Origin of the sequence: Gordonia aichiensis (genome assembly GCF_039946255.1) — a bacterium.
GTDB lineage: Bacteria > Actinomycetota > Actinomycetes > Mycobacteriales > Mycobacteriaceae > Gordonia > Gordonia aichiensis_A.
In genome coordinates this window covers 34,890-51,619 of sequence record NZ_JBCDWL010000020.1, presented here as the reverse complement: position 1 = coordinate 51,619, position 16,730 = coordinate 34,890, and the positions used below count along the sequence as shown (strand labels likewise).

Here is a 16,730-nt window from a genome sequence, read left to right as displayed (position 1 = left end):
CGATGCAGCAAACGTTGTGTGCCGGTCCGGATCGCCTGGGGTGAACGCGAAATCCCCCGGCCAGAATCACTCTGACCAGGGGATTTCGTGGAGCCGATGACGGGAATCGAACCCGCACTCTCAGCTTGGGAAGCTGATGTTCTACCACTAAACTACATCGGCAGCGCGCCTCGAACCGCGAGGCGAACTTGCGGAACCAACCCTAGCAAACGTCGGCCGGGGTGCGTCGCGCGACACGGTCGACATGCGCGGGCGCGGAACCGCGGCGCAACGACTCGTCCGACATACTGTGACGATGGACTTCCTGAACACCTTCGTGCTGACCGCCGGAGACAAGCTGTGGACGTGGCTGGTGCTGCCGGTCGTCGTCGGGCTCGGCCTCTACTTCACGGCGCGGTCGGGAGTCGTCCAGTTCCGTCTGCTGCCGGAGATGTTCCGGACGCTGCGCGACAAGACCCCGGTCGATGAGAACGGTGAGCCGCAGTCGGTGTCGGCGTTCGGTGCGTTCACCATCTCGGCCGCCTCGCGCGTCGGGGTCGGCAACATCGCCGGCGTCGGGACGGCGATCGCCGTCGGCGGCGCCGGTGCCGTGTTCTGGATGTGGGTGATGGCGTTCATCGGCGGCGCGTCGAGCTTCATCGAGTCGACCCTGGCCCAGCTGTTCAAGGTGCGCGACCGCGGCGAGTTCCGCGGCGGCCCGGCCTACTACATGCAGCACGGACTGCGCAGCCGCGCGATGGGCATCGCCTTCGCGATCATCCTCATCGTCTGCTTCCCCTTCGCCTTCAGCTCACTGCAGGCCAACACCATCACGGCGACGGTCACGAGCACGGTCGGCGAGTCGCCGTCCTGGCTGCCGTGGGCGATCGGTGCGGGCATCGCCGTCCTGACCGCGGCCGTCGTCTTCGGCGGTGTGCGCCGCATCGCGTCGGTCACCCAGACCCTGGTACCGCTGATGGCGCTGGTCTACCTGCTGCTGGGCCTGGCGGTGGTGGCGGTCAACATCACTGAGTTGCCGACCGTCGTCGAGCAGATCCTCGGCAGCGCGTGGGGACCGAACGAGGTGGTCGGCGCGAGCCTGGGCTACGTGGTGCTCACCGGCATCAAACGTGGCATGTTCTCCAACGAGGCGGGTCTGGGCTCGGCGCCCAACGCCGGCGCGAGCGCCGCCGTCACCCACCCGGTGAAGCAGGGCCTGGTCCAGACCCTCGGCGTCTACTTCGACACCTTCCTCGTCTGTTCGATCACCGCGTTCATCATCCTGGTCTCCGCGCCCGACCTCGCCGACGCCGAACGCGGCATCGGCCTGACCCAGAACGCGCTCGTCGACGCGCTCGGCTCCTGGACGAACGTCGCGCTCGCGATCATCGTCTTCATGCTCGCGTTCTCGTCGATCCTCGGCAACTACTACTACGGCGAGTCGAACATCGAGTTCATCACCCGTCGCCGCCAGGTGCTGGTCGGCTACCGCGTGCTCGTGGTGGTCGCGGTGCTCCTCGGCTCGGTGGCCTCGGCCGACCTCATCTGGAACTCCGCCGACGCGGTGATGGGCGTCATGGCGTTGATCAACCTCGTCGCGATCGCGGCGCTCTCGCCGATCGCCTTCCGACTCCTGCGCGACTACCGCGCCCAGCGGGCGAACGGCCGCGACCCCGTCTTCACCCGGGACCGGATGTCCGACATCAGGGGCGTCTCGTGCTGGGAAGACGAAGCCTCCGTGACCGGTGAGATGCCGACCGTGCGCTGACCGATGACGAACTCGCAGGAGCATCCTACCGTCGACGGCCTGGCCCTCGTCGCGCTGCTGCGCCCGATCGGCGCGATGATCGTGCTGCTCGTCGGATACTTCCTGCTGCCGATCGGGCGCGACAACGACGGGCGGCTGGCCGGCATGATCGCGGGCGGCTGTCTGCTGGCCGCCTTCTGCCTGTGGGAGATCAGGCACTTCGCACGCGAGCGCACTCGCCCGGTCGAAGCCGCCGTCGAGATGCTGGCGGCCGTCATGTGCTTCTACATCGTCTCCTTCGCCACGACGTACTTCCTGCTCAGCGAGTACGGGGCCGGGTCGTTCACCGAACGACTCACCCGGGTCGACGCCCTCTACTTCTGCTTGACGGTCTTCACCACGACGGGGCTCGGGGACATCACGGCGGCCTCGCAGGGTGCACGGATCGCGGTCTCGATCCAGATGGCCAGTACGCTGATCCTGTTGGGCCTGGGCATCCGGTTCGTCAACATCCTGGTGAAGGATCGGATCTCGGGCAGGGAGCGGCTCCGGGAGTACCAGCGACGCTCGGTGCAGGCGGACTTCGACGACGACTAGGACACCCAGCCGAAGGGAAGGCCGCCGCAGATGACCGCACCCGTTCCCGCGCACGCCGGGCGTTCCCCGTTCGGGCCGCAGCCGCCGACCTCCCGTCCCCTGCTGTACGGCCGCGCCGAGCCGCCGCCGCAGTTGGCCGAAGGCGTGGCTGTCACCTGCGGCGGCAAGACCTTTGTTCCGCGTGAAACCGTCGTCTGGATCGACGTCGACGGGTACCCGCTGCCCCCGATGCCGTGGGGCCGGATCGAGGTGCAGGTGATCCCGGGTCGGTACCGGTTCCGCGTCTTCCTCCGTCGCGGCGAGGAGATCGTCAGCGTCGCCGAGGCCGACGAGGAGGTCCGACCGGGCGAGCTGCTCGAACTCGCCTACGGCTTTCCGGCGTACCCCGGCAACAGCGATTCCGCTCGGCCGCAGGGCCGCAGGGCCTTCCTTGTCGCCGAGCCGTCCCACGGCGGTCGGGTCGCAGTCGTCGCGCTGCTGTTCGGGTTCATCGCCGTGACGATGCTGCTGCTGATCGGTGCCGCACTGCTGCTGCGGTGAGCCGCGGCGGGCCGGCGCCCGTCGAATGCAGCCACCCGAGCCGACCGACTACCCTTGATCCCGTGCTGCTATCAGACCGCGACATTCGTGCCGAACTCGAGGCCGGACGTCTCGGCATCGATCCGCTCGATCCGGGACTGGTCCAGCCGTCGAGCGTCGACGTGCGCCTGGACTCCCTGTTTCGGGTCTTCAACAACACCAAGTACACGCACATCGATCCGGCGAGGCAGCAGGACGAGCTGACCACCCTGGTGGAGCCCGCCGACGGCGAGCCCTTCGTTCTGCACCCCGGGGAGTTCGTGCTCGGTTCGACGATGGAGCGATGCTCGCTGCCCGACTTCCTGGCCGGACGGCTCGAAGGCAAATCGTCGCTGGGACGACTGGGGCTGCTGACACATTCGACCGCCGGTTTCATCGACCCCGGGTTCTCCGGGCACATCACGCTGGAACTGTCGAACGTCGCGAACCTGCCGATCACGCTGTGGCCGGGGATGAAGATCGGGCAGCTGTGCCTGTTCCGACTCACCAGCCCCGCGGAGAATCCGTACGGCAGCGCGGCGGTCGGGTCCAAGTACCAGGGGCAACGGGGACCGACCCCGTCGAAGGCCTACCTGAACTTCGTGAAATGAAACCGAGCCCCGGTTCAGTGAGCCGATAGAAAGGGGGCGTCATGGCGGGTCCGTTCACTCGTCGGCCGGACTGGCTGACCGGGTTCGACCTGCCCGACGCCCCGACCGGCGCGGTCATGGCCCTCGACCTGGGACCGGCCGGGCTGTGGGCGGCCCGCATCGTCGACGGCGCGGCCGTCGCCGCGGATACCGAGAGCCGCATCCACCCCGGCGTCCTCGACGCGCGGATCGCCGGCTACCTGCGCGACACGGGCCGCGTCGAGGTCTCCGACGACGCGGTGTTCGCCGCGCTGATGACGGTGGCCGCGCACGCACGGGAGGCGCTGGCCGACCGGGACACCGCCCTCGTCATGGGCGGCGAGGGACTGCGGTTGGTGACCGTGACGATCGACGACGTCGTGGAGGCGACCGTCCCGGAGGCCAATCGGGCGCACGGCATGATCGTCGAACTCGCTGGGCCGCTGCCGGTCGACGCGGTCCTGCTGGGCCCCGGTCTCGACGACTGGCCCGGCCTGTGGGAGGCCCTGACCGAACGGGGCTTCTCGGCGCTGATGCCCGGCGACCGATTCCCCGAGACCTTCGGCGGCGACGACGCACCCACCGACCTCCTCGACGCGGTGCCCCCGCAGCCGGAGGTCCGGGCCTGGGACAACAGCGGGCAGAACGCCGCGCTCGTCGACCCCGCAGACTACGGGCTCGATCGATTCGGGAACACCGTCGACGTCTACCGCGACGAGGCCGCCGACGAGCCGTCGACCCGCGGTGCGGAGGCCGAGGGCGGCGACGACGACTCGGGCGAGTCGGCCCCCGGCATGCGGGGACGGATGATCGCGGCGGCCGCGGTGACGCTCCTGGCCGTCGGCGGAGGCGGTGTCGCGCTGGCGCTGAACGCGAACGTGCGCTCGGGTCCGGAGGCGACCTCGACCAAGGCTCGCGAGGCCGACGGGGTAGCGGCGATGACGCCGACGTCGACCCTGGAACACATCAACAGTTCGGTGAGTCCGGCCGATCTCGCTGCTGCGCGGGCGCCGATGGCCAAGTACACCACGCCGCCGCCACCCCCGCCGCCGAAGCCGACCAGCACGCGGACCGCAGTGCCGAAGACCGGGCCGGAACCGCAGGCGCCGACCACGCATCGGCGGCGCATCATCCCGAATCCGATTCCCGGTTTCCCGCCGATCGTGATCGGCTAACCGACGCCGGGCTGTGCGGTCTCCGGGCGGGGCGCGTCGTCGTTCTGGTCCCGCCGCTGTTCGCGGCGCTCGCGCGCGACGGCGAGATAGTCGTCGACCTGGCGTGCCAGTTCACGATCCAGTGCTCGATACAGGGTGTTGTGGGCCGCCACCCGTCCGGTGCTGCGCAGGGCGCCGAGGAACGACGAGGCCCAGTCGGATTCGGCCCCGCTCTCGGGGATCCAACCGTCGAACCGGCCCTCGGTGATCGCGCGGCGGCCGGCGCTGATGAGCGTCTTGGCTGCCCGCAGCATGTCCTCGTCGAGCTGGCGCTGCATCCCCAGGATGTACGGCAACGGGATCCCGATCTGCATGAGCCGCTGGTAGGCGTCGATCGACTCGACGTCGTTGATGCGGTACTGCGCGGGCGGATCGTCGTCGCCGATCGGTTCGACGAGCCCGAACTCCTGCAGCTGGCCGAGCAGTTGGGGATCGCTGGTGTTGAGCTTGGCGTGCAGGTCCGACGCTGAAACCGTGTCGGTCGCGGTCTGCGACCACGGCTGCGAGACGACCTCGCGCAGGCCCAGGGACTCGGCGATGTCGTCGCCGGTCTGCACGCGTTTGAAGAAGTCGCCGATGTGGGTCATCGTGAAACCGCGGGCCAGCAGGTCGTTGATCACCCGCAGCTTCGCCAGATGCTCGTCGCCGTAGATCGCGACCCTGCCGCGGCGGACCGGCCGGGGGATGAGGCCCCGGTCCTGGTAGCCGCGGACATTGCGCGTGGTGGTGCCCGCGGCACGCGCCAGATCGTCGATTCGGTACTCGGTCATGAAGTGCATTGTCCCAAACCGGCTGCACGGAGTCGTGCCGGTTGCGCGTGCAGGGTGCGGGCCGGGTGGCCGTGGTGCGGGGATCTCGTCACTTTGCTCCGGGCAACATGCAGGGTGGTCGAGTAGGGCTGGCGGGGATCTCGATGCGCGGCCGTCGCTTCGCTCCGGTCGCGTACTCGATCAGCCTGGAGTGGAGGAGCGCAGCGACGGAACGCATCGAGACCCGGCGAGTCACATGTCGACGGTCAGCGAGTCCCCGGTGCACCGCGAGACGCAGGGCAAGAACCAGCCGTCGTCGCGTTCGGGCTGGGTCAACAGGCTGTCGCGATGATCGACGTCGCCCGCGAGCGTGCGCATCCGGCAGGTTCCGCAGAAACCCTGCTGGCACGAATACGGGACCGCCGGATCGACCCGGCGCAGCACGGTCAGCACCGATTCGTCGGCGGCGACGGTCTGCACGGCGCCGGTGGAGCCGATGGTCACGGTGAACTCGGTGCCGTCGAGGATGGGCGGCGGCGAGAACCGCTCGAAGTGCAGTTCGATGTCGTCGCGGTCGGTCAGGAACACGCGCAGGGCTTCGAGCATCGGGACCGGGCCGCAGCAGTACACCGACAGTCCGGCGTCGTCGTCGGGGGTGGGCCCGACGAGGTCGGCCATCGACGGCAGTCCGTCGACGTCGTCGGTCCGGACGGTCACCTTGTCGCCGTAGCGGGACAGTTCCTCGATGAACGGGATCGAGTCGGCGCTGCGGCCCGAGTACACCATCGACCAGTCGAGGCCGTAGCGGTCGGCCATGGCGACCATCGGCAGGATCGGCGTGATCCCGATGCCCGCGGCGACGAACCGCAGTCTCCGCGACGGCGATCCGAAACCCGGAAGGACCAGCGGAAAGGCATTCCGCGGTCCCTTGACCTGCACCGAGTCGCCCACCCGAAGCCCCTCGTGCACCTCGATCGACCCGCCGCCGCCGTCCGGGATGCGGCGCACCGCGATCCGGTAGGTGCGGCGGTCGGCCGGGTCGCCGCACAGCGAGTACTCGCGCATCTTCCCCGACGGCAACAGCAGATCCAGATGAGCCCCCGGATGCCACTGCGGCAGAATCGCACGGTCGGGCGCGGCGAAGGTCAGCGCGATCACGTTCTCGTCGACCGCGACCACCTCGCGGTCGACGATGTCGAGGGTGAGGATGCCGTCGTCGGCGGCCCGTTCGCGCAGCGGCGACACCGGATTCCAAATCGGGAACCACACCTTGCCGACGCCGGTGAGGAAGCGCATGAGCGGATCGCGTCGATACTTGCCGTACAGGTGCGGCGGCTCGGTCGACAGGTCGATCGAGCGGGGCGCGCGAACGGAGTCCATGATCGTCACGCCGCTCGTCGGGCCCCCGGCGACGCGGCCAGGAAGGCCACGGCCTGCGCGGTGTCGCCGATGTCGGTGGGGGAGAAACCCGGCTTGAAGTAGGTGGCCGTGGCGATCGCGAGCTTGGAGATCTTCGGGAACACCCCGAGCCGGGAGTCGCGGAAGTAGCCGGTGACCGTCAGGTATGCCTTCTTCACGGCGCTCTTGTCCGCCATCGTCGGGTCCTGACTGTTGATGAACCGGTATCCGCGCAGCATCAGCCACACCAGGAAGGGCAGGGCCAGGCTCATCGCGCGGGCGCGGCGCAGCGGGCTGTCGGCGAAGTAGGCGGCGGCGTCGTGGGCGACGGCCCGATGCTCCACCTCCTCGGCGCCGTGCCAGGTGAACATGTCGGTCATGTTCGGGTCGGCGCAGTTCTCGGCCCACGTGCAGTTCAGGGTGAAATCACCCAGCAGTGCGGTGTAGTGCTCGATCGCGGCGATCAACCACAGCCGCTCCACCAGGTGCTTCTGCTTCTGCTCGGGCGTGCCCTCGCGCGGTCCGAGCACGCTGCGGAAGATCCACTCCATCTGCTTGAGGTAGCCGGTCGGGTCGACGCCGCGGTCGCGCAGCCAGTTCTCGACGGCCCGGTCGTGGACCTCGGCGTGCATGGCCTCCTGCCCGACGAAGCCGCGCATGTCGGCGGCGAGCGCCTCGTCCTTGATCAGCGGGAGGGCCTCGTTGAACGTCTCGACGAACCAGCGTTCCCCTTCGGGCAGCAGCAGGTTCAGCACGGTGATCATGTTCGACGACAGCGGGTGGCCGGGAATCCAGTGCAGCGGTGTGTCCGAAAGGTCGAATGCGACGTTGCGGGCGTGCAACTCGACCTTGCCGGGGTCGGTGTCGGCGGTCGCGTGGGAATGTTCGGTGGTCATGGGTGCCTCCGGAGTTCGAGGAGTCAGCGGTCGGAGCGGATCAGGCGGCCGGATCAGCCGGCGAGCCTCTGGCGTGCGCCGATGCGCGAGGCCCACGGGAAGAACCGGTACACCCGGTAGCCGACCTCGGCCTCCGGAGTCACCGGCACCACGGCCCTGTTGCCTCGGATGGCCGCCACGATGTCGGCCGCGACGCGGTCGGGAGTGAAGTTGCGCTTCTCGTAGAAGCCGTCGACTTTCTTGCGGGTGGCGTCCTCGTCGGCGGCGCCCGCGAACTCGGTCTTCGACGTGATGTTGGTGTGCACGATGCCGGGGCAGATCGCGGTGACCCCGATCCGATGCTCGGCCAGCTCGGCACGCAACGACTCGGAGAACATCAACACGCCGGCCTTGCTCGCCGAGTACAGGCCCAGTTCACGGGAGGGCGTGAACGCGGCGGCCGAAGCGAGGTTGACGATGTGTCCGCCGGCGCCCCGCTTGACCATCTGCTTGCCGAACGCGCGGCTGCCGCTGATGACGCCCCGGAGGTTGATCGCCAGCAGACGGTCCACCTGCTCGTCGGACGCGGCCAGCGCCGACCCCGCCAAGGCGATGCCCGCGTTGTTGACGACGATGTCGGCGACGCCGTGAGCGGCCCGCACCTTGTCGGCGAACTTGGTGACGGCCTTGGTGTTCGAGACGTCGAGCCGGTAGGCCGTCGCCAGCACACCCCTGCTCTTGCACTCGGTGGCCGTGGCCTTGACGGCCTCGAGGTCGATGTCGGCGAGGACCACCTCGGCACCGAGGTCGGCCAGGGCGTACGCGGTCTCGCGACCGATGCCGCTGCCGGCGCCGGTGACGACCGCCAGCTTGCCGATCAGCTCGGGTGCCGGGCCGGTGACGTGCGCGCGGTCGATGGTGTTCGGTGCGCTCGAGGAGCCGGAGGCGATCATGTCGATGAACTCGCGCGCGGTGTCGGCCAGGTAGTCGGGGTTGGTGTACGGCAGCCAGTGGCCGGTGGTGCTGCGCTTGCGCCACAGCTTGTCGGCGTGGGTGTGGGTGTGTTCGTAGATCGCCGGGCGCAGGGCGATGTCGCGGTCGTTGACGATCTCCAGGACCGGTACGCGGGTCGGCCGCGGAGTCGGCTTCGCCAGCTTGCCGCGGATGTTCGCGCGGTACAGCTTCAGGCCGTTGACCATGTCGTCGCGCAGGGTGGGGCCGAATTGGGCGTTCTCACGCGGCGTGCCCTCGATGGCGTGCAGGAAGCGGGTCCACGTCTGTTCGGAACCGAAGGTGCGGAAGAACAGATCGGACGCTCCGGGCAGCTGGAAGAAGGCCGTGTAGGCGGACGAGGCGACCTGCGAGAGCGCCTGGCCGATGTTGCCGGGGGTCGGCCGGGCGATCTTGCCGTGCGCCCATTCGCCGAGGAAGTCGAGGTTGGGGCCGGACACGGAGGTGAACGAGGCGACGACGTCGTCGGCGCCGGGGGTGGTGACGGTCTCCCAGGCCTGGACCGAACCCCAGTCATGGGCGATGAGGTGCGTCTTCCCGTCCGGGTTCACCGCGGCCAGGACCGCGAACATGTCCTTCGCCAAGACGTCGAGGCGGTAGGACGGGACGTCGGTCGGGCGGTCGCTGTCGCCGAAGCCGCGAGTGTCGTAGGCGTAGACGCGGTAGTGCTCGGCCAACTGCGGGGCCACGATGTCCCACAGGTGGTGGGAGTCGGGCCAGCCGTGCACGAGCAGGACCGTCGGCCTGTCGGCGGTGGGCTCGCCGGGCGTTCCGTATGAGAACGCCGCGAGTTCCACCCCGTCACCGGTGACAGTGAAGCGATGCCAGTCGGTCATGTCCGTCTCCTTGCAGATCCGCGGATTTGAATAGACGTTACCACCCGTCACGGACAACTGCTAGCAGTAGTTAGCACCCGATGCGAGAAGCCCCGGACCAGCCGTGTCGGCGAGTCCGGGGCTTCCCTGAGCGTGAGATTCAGGCGGTCACTGACGGTAGGACGACAGGAAGTTGCCGATGCGTTCGATGGCCTCGGACAGGTCGCGGGCCCACGGCAGCGTGACGATCCGGAAATGGTGCGTGTCGGGCAGATTGAAGCCCGAACCCTGGACCACCAGGATCTTCTCCTGCAGCAGCAGATCCTGGACGAACTGCTCGTCGTCGTGGATCTCGTGGACCTCCGGATCCAGCCGCGGGAACGCGTACAGGGCGCCCATCGGCTTCACGCAGCTCACGCCCGGGATCTCGTTGAGCTTCTGCCAGGTCACGTTCCGCTGCTCGTACAGCCGGCCGCCGGGCTCGGTGAGCGCATCGATGCTCTGGTAGCCGCCGAGCGCCACCTGGATCGCGTGCTGGGCCGGGACGTTGGCGCACAACCTGGTGGACGCCAGGATGCCCATGCCCTCGATGAATCCCTTGGCGTGGTCCTTGGGGCCGGTGCGGACCACCCAGCCCGACCGGTACCCGCACACCCGGTACGCCTTCGACAGGCCGTTGAAGGTGAGGACCAGCAGGTCGGGGGCCAGCGAGGCGATGCTGATGTGCTGGGCGTCGTCGTAGAGGATCTTGTCGTAGATCTCGTCGGCCAGGATCAGCAGCGAATGACGTCGCGCGACGTCGACCAGGCGCTCGAGGATCTCGCGGGAGTAGACGGCGCCGGTCGGGTTGTTCGGGTTGATCACGACGATCGCCTTGGTGCGGTCGGTGATCTTGGACTCGATGTCCTCGATGCTCGGATTCCAGCCGTTGTTCTCGTCGCACTTGTAGTGCACGGCCGTGCCGCCGGACAGCGCCGTCATGGCCGTCCACAGCGGGTAGTCGGGCGACGGGATCAGGACTTCGTCGCCGTTGTTGAGCAGCGCCTGCATGGTCATGGTGATCAGTTCGGAGACACCGTTGCCCAGCAGCACGTCGTCGACGTCGAAGTACGGGAAGTCGATCATCTCGTAGCGGGTCACGACCGCGCGTCGCGCCGACAGGACGCCGGCCGACTCGGAGTACCCCTGCGAGAAGGGTAGAGCGCGGATCATGTCGCGCATGATCACATCGGGGGCCTCGAAGCCGAACAGCGCAGGATTGCCGATGTTGAGCTTCATGATCCGGTGGCCGTCGGCCTCCAGGCGTGCTGCGTGCTCGTGCACCGGACCGCGGATCTCGTAACAGACGTTCTGCAGCTTCTCGGACTGCTCGAGCGGGCGCAGATTAACGGTGGGATGCGATACACGAGGGCGGCTCATGACGTCCATTCTGTCAGCCCGGGGCAAGTGATTTGAATTCGACGCCGGAGGCGCAAGGTGTGTCGCCCAGTGCTTCTGGGGCATTCTGGCCTCGTGGGATCAGCGGAGATGACGGTCGGCTCGTTCAACGTCAACGGCATTCGGGCCGCGCGGCGACGCGGCTTCGACGAGTGGCTCGCCAGGTGCGCGCCCGACGTCGTCGGGCTGCAGGAACTGCGGTGCCCACCCGGCGAGGTCGGCGAATTCCCTGGGTACACGGTCTCTTTCGACACCGGGTCGATCCCCGGGCGCAACGGCGTGGCGATCGCGACTCGGGTGCCGCCGACTGCGGTCCGGTCATGGGCGAGCCACCCGCCGAAGGCGCGCGGGCTGGCCGCGTACGCAGACCACGGCCGCTACCTCGAATGTGACCTGGCCGACGAACCGGTCACGATTGCCTGTTTGTACCTGCCCAAAGGTGGACTGCCCGCGCAGTTGCAGCGGCCCGGGAACATTCGGGAGAAACCGGACGGCGGCGCGAAGTATCGACGCAAGATGGCCTTCCTGGACGGCTTCGCGCGCGAACTGAACCGCAACCGACTCGCCGCCAAGCGCGCCGGGCGCGAGTTCGTCCTGATCGGCGACCTCAACGTGGCGCACCTGGAGCACGACGTCACCAACTGGCGTGCCGCGCGGCGGATGGAGGGCTTCCTGTCGGAAGAACGTGAGTGGCTGGGAGCGCAGCTCTCGCCACGCAAGCTGGTCGATGTGGTCCGGGCGCTGCACGGCGATCGCCCGGGTCCGTTGACGTGGTGGAGTTGGGCCGGCGAGTCGTTCACGAAGGACGTCGGCTGGCGGATCGACCATCAGCTGGCCACGCCCGGGATGGCCGAGCGTGCGAGATGGGTCCGGGTGGACAAGGAGTCGGGGCCCGACCGGCGATTGTCGGACCATGCGCCCCTGGTCGTCGGGTACGAGCGGTTCTCGTAGCCGAGACAGAACGTTGGCTGCATGAAGGCCCTATACGGGGGTCGATGCAGCCAACGTGCGTGTCGCGGAACCGAATGCCCGTCCGCTGCGTCTAAACGACCATGGGGGACAACACGGTATGCGGCGATCGGCCGGAACTGGCGGTGGCGCGGCATCTGGCCGACCGGGACGGGGTGATCACCGCAGCCGAGGCGCGCGAGCGCGGGCTGTCGCACAAGAGGATTCAGCAGAGACTCGATGACGGGCTCTGGACCTCCGAAGCGCTGGGTGTGTACCTGTCCGCCGAGCATCACCTGACCGAGGCCGCACGGCTGCGGATCGCGGTCGCCTCGCACGGCGGGGTGGCCGATCGGACCGCGGCCGCGTGGTGGCACGGACTGATCGCCGAACTCCCCTCGCCGGTCACGATCTCGGTACCCCGCTCGAAGCGGGGGAGCCGCTGCGGATTCGACGTCCACGCCAAACGGCGCACCTTTCCGGCCGAGGACGTGTGCACGGTCCGCGGACTGCCGGTGACGGGCGTGCCGCTGACGGTCCTCGCCGCGGCGGCTGAACTCGAGGACGGCATCTCGATGATGGACCGCGCGCTGCAATGCGGACGAGTTCATCTGACCGATCTGCGCCGAAGTCTCGAGCGGAACAGCGGCGCACACGGCATGAGGCGGGCGCGCGTGCTGCTCACCGCCGCCGAAGATCCCTCGGAATCGGTCGCCGAGCGCCTGTTCGCGAAGCTGTTGCGCCTGCGAGGCGTCGACGGCTGGACCCAGCAGGTGCCGTTCTGCGGATACCGCCTCGACTTCGCGTGGATCGAGGAACAGATCGGCATCGAGATTCACGGGTGGAACTTCCACCACACCCACGACCAGTGGGAACGCGACCAGCGCAAGACCAATCAGCTGGCCCGGATGGGATGGCTTCCGTTGATCTACACGTGGTCGAGGCTCGTCAGCGAGCCGGAGGCCTGCGTGGGGGAGGTCATCGAAGCGGTCGAAGCACGACGTGCCATGTAGTCGGCGGGGGCGTGCCGGGGCAGCCTGGCGGGTCGGACCGTCTGCCGGGTGGTCGAGGAGCCATTGAGCGCAGCGAGACGGCGTATCGAGGCGGGGGCATCTCGATACGCTCGCTCACTTCGTTCGCGGGCTACTCGATGAGCCTGGGCCGCTCGCCTGCTTCTGCTCGGGCGGGTTACTCGATGAGCCTGGGCCGCTCGCCTGCTTCTGCTCGGGCGGGTTACTCGATGAGCCTGGGCCGCTCGCCTGCTTCTGCTCGGGCGGGTTGCTGGATGAGCCTGGGCCGGTTGCCGGGTTTTGTTTCGGGCGGGTTATTCGATGAGCCTGGGCCGCTGCTGGATGAGCCTGGGGTGGGTCCGCGGGTCGGACCGTGTGCAGGGCGGTCGAGTAGCCATCGAGCGCAGCGAGACGGCGTATCGAGACCCGGGGTCCGGGCAGACTCGATGCGGCTGAACAACGATGGCGACATCAAGGCCCTGTGGGGGCCTCGATGTCGCCATCGTTACGAGGTGGAGCGGTACTACTTCTTGCCGGGGCGCTTCTTGCCCGCGGCCAGGCCGAAGCCCTTGGCCTTGGACTCGCCGACCTCCGCGATCGTGCGGCTGTCGTCCCCGCCGGCGGACGCCGCCGGAGCGGCGGTCTCCGCAACCGCAGGCGCCTCGGTCTCCGCCGGGGCCGGGGTCTCCTCGACCGCTGCCGGGGCAGCCTCGGCGGGCTCCGGAGCTGCGGGTTCCGGGGCTGCGGGCTTCGGGGCGCCGGGCTTCTTCGCACCCGGCTTCTTGATGCCGCCGGCCATGCCGAATCCCTTGGCCTTGCCCACCGTTCCCTCGGTCACCGTGGCGGCGGCCGGCTCGGAGGCCGGAGCCTCGGTGGTCGCCGGAGCCGGAGTCGCGGCAGCGGGAGCCTCGGCAGCGGGAGCAGGCGCGGGCGCGGCGGCCTTGGCTGCGCCGGGCTTCTTGGCGCCCGGCTTCTTCAGCCCGCCGGCCATGCCGAAGCCCTTGGCCTTGCCCTCGGTGGCCGCGGTCTCGGCCGGAGCCGACGCCGACGCGGTCTCGGCAGCGGGAGTCGCGGCAGGCTCTGCGGCCGGAGCCGGTGCGGCGGCCTTGGCCGCGCCGCCGGGCTTGGGTGCCCCGCCCGGCTTCTTCAGTCCGCCGGGCTTCTTGAGCCCGCCACCCATCGCCAGTCCCTTGGCGGGAGCTGCCGCAGTGGTCTCAGCCGCAGCGGTAGCGGCTGCGGGTGCTGCCGCCGGAGTCGCGCCGCCGGGCTTGGGTGCCCCGCCGGGCTTCTTGAGGCCGCCGGGCTTCTTGAGCCCGCCACCCTTGGGTGCCAGTCCCACGGCCGGCTTGGCCTCGGCGGGTGCCGCCGCTGCCGGAGCAGCCGCGGCCTTCGGAGCAGCGGCGGGAGCCGCGACCACCGGCTCGGGAGCCCGCTCGGTCTGGATGGGGCCCAGGAACTTGCCGCCGCGCGTGACCTGCTGGCGGCCGCGGTTGACGCCCTCCAGGATCAGCTGGGCGACGTCGACGACCTCGACCTGACCCTCGTCCTCGGTGCCCGAGGTCTGGGCGGTCACGCCGTCGGTGAGCATCACGCGGCAGAACGGGCAGCCGGTGGCGATCTTGCGGACCTGCTTGGCGCCGTCGGCGCCCACCGGTCGCGAGTTCAGCGTGTCGAGCGCCTCGTCGACGCGGTCGACGTTGATGCGCTTGCCGATCTGCTCTTCCATCCACATCCGCGCACCGCCGGCGCCACAGCACATGGACCGTTCGCCGTGACGCGGCATCTCGGTCAGCGTGGAGCCCGACGACTCGACCAGCTCGCGCGGGGCGTCGTAGACCTTGTTGTGGCGCCCCAGGTAGCAGGGGTCGTGGTAGGTGACCTGCTCGCCGGCCGGCGCGGCGACCGGGACCAGCCGCTTCTCGCGCACCAGGCGGTTCAGCAGCTGCGTGTGGTGGACGACCTCGTACTTGCCGCCCATCTGCGGGTACTCGTTGCCGATGGCGTTGAAGCAGTGCGCACAGGTCACGACGATCTTCTTGCGCTGCTGCGGGGCGGTCGCGAACAGCTCGTCGAAGGTCTCGATGTTCTGCTGCGCGAGCATCTGGAACAGGAACTCGTTGCCCGCACGGCGAGCGGAGTCGCCGTTGCAGGTCTCGCCCTGGCCCAGGACCATGAAGTCGACGGCGGCGATGTCGAGCAGTTCGGCGACGGCCTTCGTGGTCTTCTTGGCGCGGTCCTCGTAGGCGCCGGCGCAGCCGACCCAGAACAGGTACTCGTAGCCCTCGAACGAGTCGACGTCCTGGCCGTAGACCGGGATGTTGATGTCCATCTCGTCGATCCAGGCGGTGCGCTGCGAGGCGTTCTGGCCCCACGGGTTGCCCTTGTTCTCGAGGTTCTTGAACATGCCCGCCAGCTCGGACGGGAAGTCCGACTCGATCAGCACCTGGTAGCGGCGCATGTCGATGAAGTGGTCGACGTGCTCGATGTCGACCGGGCACTGCTCCACGCAGGCGCCGCACATGGTGCAGCTCCACAGGGCCTCGGCGTCGATGACGGCACCGGTGGTGCCCTCCGACTCGCCGACCAGCTTGCGCTCGGCCTCCAGGCGCGCGGCCTCGGGGACCTTCGCCAGCCGCGCCTCGTCGACGTTGCCGTCCTTGTCGACGATGCCGACCTCGTCGCCGGCCATGTCCTTGCGGCCGCCGGCGAACAGATACGGGGCCTTGGCCTGGCCGTGGTCGCGCAGCGACATCATCATCAGCTTGGGCGAGAGCGGCTTGCCGGTGTTCCACGCCGGGCACTGGCTCTGGCAGCGACCGCACTCGGTGCAGGTGGTGAAGTCGAGCCAGCCCTTCCAGCTGAAGTCCTCGATCTTGCCCGCGCCGAAGGCGTCCACGTCCGGGTCGGCGGTCTCCATGTCCAGGACCTTGCCGCCGCTCATCATCGGCTTGGCCGCACCCAGTGCGACGTCGCCGTCCGACTCACGCTTGAAGAAGATGTTCGGGAACGCGGCGAAACGGTGCCAGGCGACGCCCCAGTCTATGTTCAGACCGACGACGGCCAGCCAGATCATGCCGCTCATCAGCTTGACGACCGCGGCGGCGGTCACCCAGTAGACGGAGGAGCCCTCGAAGAGCTGCGCGAAGTAGTGGGTGAAGAACGAGGTCCAGACCGGCGGATCCTCCAGGCCGGAGGAGATCTTGAAGGTCTTGACGAAGATCATGCCCAGGCCCTCGATGAGGACGACGAGCTCGACGAAGTACGCCGCGCCGAATCGCGAGCCGGAGAAGCGCGACAGGCGCGACGGGAGGCGCGGGTGGTTGAGCTGACGGATGATGATCAGCACGGTGATACCGATGACGGTGCCGAGTCCGAGCACCTCGTCGGCGAAGATGTAGATGTTCCAGGCACCGATGACCGGCCAGTGGAACGACGGGTCGAAGATCTGTCCGTAGGCCTCGAACCAGAAGATCGCGCCGATCATGAAGCCGAACATCACCAGCCAGTGAGCCCAGCCGACGGTGCGGAACTTGGTCATGCGGGTGTGTGCGACGAACTCCTTCATCATCGTCGCGAAGCGCTTGCCGGGATAGGCGAATCGCGAGGACTCGACCTTCTGTCCCTGGGCGATGGAACGAACCATCGTACCGACGCCGCGAAGGAAGAGCGCCCAACACATGAGGCTGACTAATGCGGCGGTTGTTCCGATCGCAACGGTAGTCGTCGTCACTGGAAGTACCGGCCTTTCTATCCAGGTCGTACC

At 68.6% G+C, this 16,730-nt stretch carries 13 protein-coding genes and 1 tRNA gene; 7 read left to right on the top strand and 7 right to left on the bottom strand.

From position 1 onward, the window contains the following. Positions 1 to 88 precede the first annotated feature (88 nt). Positions 89 to 162: transfer RNA gene (locus AAFO60_RS18125), tRNA-Gly, on the bottom strand. Between the two features lie 133 nt (positions 163 to 295). Between AAFO60_RS18125 and AAFO60_RS18120 the strand changes: the two genes are divergently transcribed. From AAFO60_RS18120 to AAFO60_RS18100, 5 genes are all read left to right on the top strand, one after another. Next, on the top strand, positions 296 to 1,747 hold the full coding sequence (locus tag AAFO60_RS18120) for an alanine/glycine:cation symporter family protein (RefSeq protein ID WP_347957634.1): 1,452 nt from the start codon (positions 296 to 298) through the stop codon (positions 1,745 to 1,747). 3 nt (positions 1,748 to 1,750) lie between these two features. Continuing rightward, entirely contained in the window at positions 1,751 to 2,323 is a 573-nt protein-coding gene (locus AAFO60_RS18115) for a potassium channel family protein (protein ID WP_347957633.1), read from the top strand. A gap of 30 nt (positions 2,324 to 2,353) precedes the next feature. Next, the gene (locus tag AAFO60_RS18110; RefSeq protein ID WP_347957632.1) at positions 2,354 to 2,863 is read left to right on the top strand and encodes a hypothetical protein; all 510 of its coding nucleotides are present in this window, start codon (positions 2,354 to 2,356) and stop codon (positions 2,861 to 2,863) included. 62 nt (positions 2,864 to 2,925) lie between these two features. Then, positions 2,926 to 3,492, top strand: a complete 567-nt coding sequence (gene dcd, locus AAFO60_RS18105) for a dCTP deaminase (RefSeq protein ID WP_347957631.1) — start codon at positions 2,926 to 2,928, stop codon at positions 3,490 to 3,492. A 41-nt stretch (positions 3,493 to 3,533) separates the two neighbouring features. After that, entirely contained in the window at positions 3,534 to 4,685 is a 1,152-nt protein-coding gene (locus AAFO60_RS18100) for a hypothetical protein (protein ID WP_347957630.1), read from the top strand. Here the strand turns inward: AAFO60_RS18100 and AAFO60_RS18095 are convergent. The 5 genes from AAFO60_RS18095 to AAFO60_RS18075 form a co-directional block, all read right to left on the bottom strand. Next, entirely contained in the window at positions 4,682 to 5,494 is an 813-nt protein-coding gene (locus AAFO60_RS18095; RefSeq protein ID WP_347957629.1) for a MerR family transcriptional regulator, read from the bottom strand. The two genes, AAFO60_RS18100 and AAFO60_RS18095, sit on opposite strands and share 4 nt — an antisense overlap. Before the next feature lie 231 nt (positions 5,495 to 5,725). Continuing rightward, positions 5,726 to 6,853, bottom strand: coding sequence for a PDR/VanB family oxidoreductase (locus AAFO60_RS18090; RefSeq protein WP_347957628.1), 1,128 nt, complete (start codon positions 6,851 to 6,853; stop codon positions 5,726 to 5,728). Positions 6,854 to 6,858: 5 nt separating this feature from the next. Continuing rightward, on the bottom strand, positions 6,859 to 7,767 hold the full coding sequence (locus AAFO60_RS18085) for a metal-dependent hydrolase (protein WP_347957627.1): 909 nt from the start codon (positions 7,765 to 7,767) through the stop codon (positions 6,859 to 6,861). A 53-nt stretch (positions 7,768 to 7,820) separates the two neighbouring features. Further along, positions 7,821 to 9,593 (bottom strand): SDR family oxidoreductase, encoded by a 1,773-nt coding sequence (locus AAFO60_RS18080; protein WP_347957626.1) that lies wholly within the window; start codon positions 9,591 to 9,593, stop codon positions 7,821 to 7,823. Positions 9,594 to 9,740: 147 nt separating this feature from the next. Continuing rightward, positions 9,741 to 10,991 carry a pyridoxal phosphate-dependent aminotransferase gene (locus AAFO60_RS18075; protein ID WP_347957625.1) on the bottom strand — a complete coding sequence of 417 codons (1,251 nt, stop codon included), beginning with the start codon at positions 10,989 to 10,991 and terminating at the stop codon, positions 9,741 to 9,743. Between the two features lie 108 nt (positions 10,992 to 11,099). Here AAFO60_RS18075 and AAFO60_RS18070 point away from each other — a divergent pair, with 108 nt between their 5' ends. Together AAFO60_RS18070 and AAFO60_RS18065 are read left to right on the top strand one after the other, a co-directional pair. After that, positions 11,100 to 11,960, top strand: coding sequence for an exodeoxyribonuclease III (locus AAFO60_RS18070; RefSeq protein WP_424326683.1), 861 nt, complete (start codon positions 11,100 to 11,102; stop codon positions 11,958 to 11,960). 101 nt (positions 11,961 to 12,061) lie between these two features. After that, on the top strand, positions 12,062 to 12,970 hold the full coding sequence (locus AAFO60_RS18065) for a DUF559 domain-containing protein (protein ID WP_347957623.1): 909 nt from the start codon (positions 12,062 to 12,064) through the stop codon (positions 12,968 to 12,970). Between the two features lie 520 nt (positions 12,971 to 13,490). Here the strand turns inward: AAFO60_RS18065 and AAFO60_RS18060 are convergent. After that, positions 13,491 to 16,697: a (Fe-S)-binding protein gene (locus tag AAFO60_RS18060; protein ID WP_347957622.1), complete on the bottom strand. Its 3,207-nt coding sequence runs from the start codon at positions 16,695 to 16,697 to the stop codon at positions 13,491 to 13,493. Positions 16,698 to 16,730 lie beyond the last annotated feature (33 nt).

Bases quoted from the DNA above. Each gene is read 5' to 3' on its own strand.
- AAFO60_RS18120 (WP_347957634.1), top strand. From the start codon at position 296: ATGGACTTCCTGAACACCTTCGTGCTGACCGCCGGAGACAAGCTGTGG.
- AAFO60_RS18115 (WP_347957633.1), top strand. From the start codon at position 1,751: ATGACGAACTCGCAGGAGCATCCTACCGTCGACGGCCTGGCCCTCGTC.
- AAFO60_RS18110 (WP_347957632.1), top strand. From the start codon at position 2,354: ATGACCGCACCCGTTCCCGCGCACGCCGGGCGTTCCCCGTTCGGGCCG.
- AAFO60_RS18100 (WP_347957630.1), top strand. From the start codon at position 3,534: ATGGCGGGTCCGTTCACTCGTCGGCCGGACTGGCTGACCGGGTTCGAC.
- AAFO60_RS18095 (WP_347957629.1), bottom strand. From the start codon at position 5,494: ATGACCGAGTACCGAATCGACGATCTGGCGCGTGCCGCGGGCACCACC.
- AAFO60_RS18090 (WP_347957628.1), bottom strand. From the start codon at position 6,853: ATGGACTCCGTTCGCGCGCCCCGCTCGATCGACCTGTCGACCGAGCCG.
- AAFO60_RS18085 (WP_347957627.1), bottom strand. From the start codon at position 7,767: ATGACCACCGAACATTCCCACGCGACCGCCGACACCGACCCCGGCAAG.
- AAFO60_RS18080 (WP_347957626.1), bottom strand. From the start codon at position 9,593: ATGACCGACTGGCATCGCTTCACTGTCACCGGTGACGGGGTGGAACTC.
- AAFO60_RS18075 (WP_347957625.1), bottom strand. From the start codon at position 10,991: ATGAGCCGCCCTCGTGTATCGCATCCCACCGTTAATCTGCGCCCGCTC.
- AAFO60_RS18070 (WP_424326683.1), top strand. From the start codon at position 11,100: ATGACGGTCGGCTCGTTCAACGTCAACGGCATTCGGGCCGCGCGGCGA.
- AAFO60_RS18065 (WP_347957623.1), top strand. From the start codon at position 12,062: ATGGGGGACAACACGGTATGCGGCGATCGGCCGGAACTGGCGGTGGCG.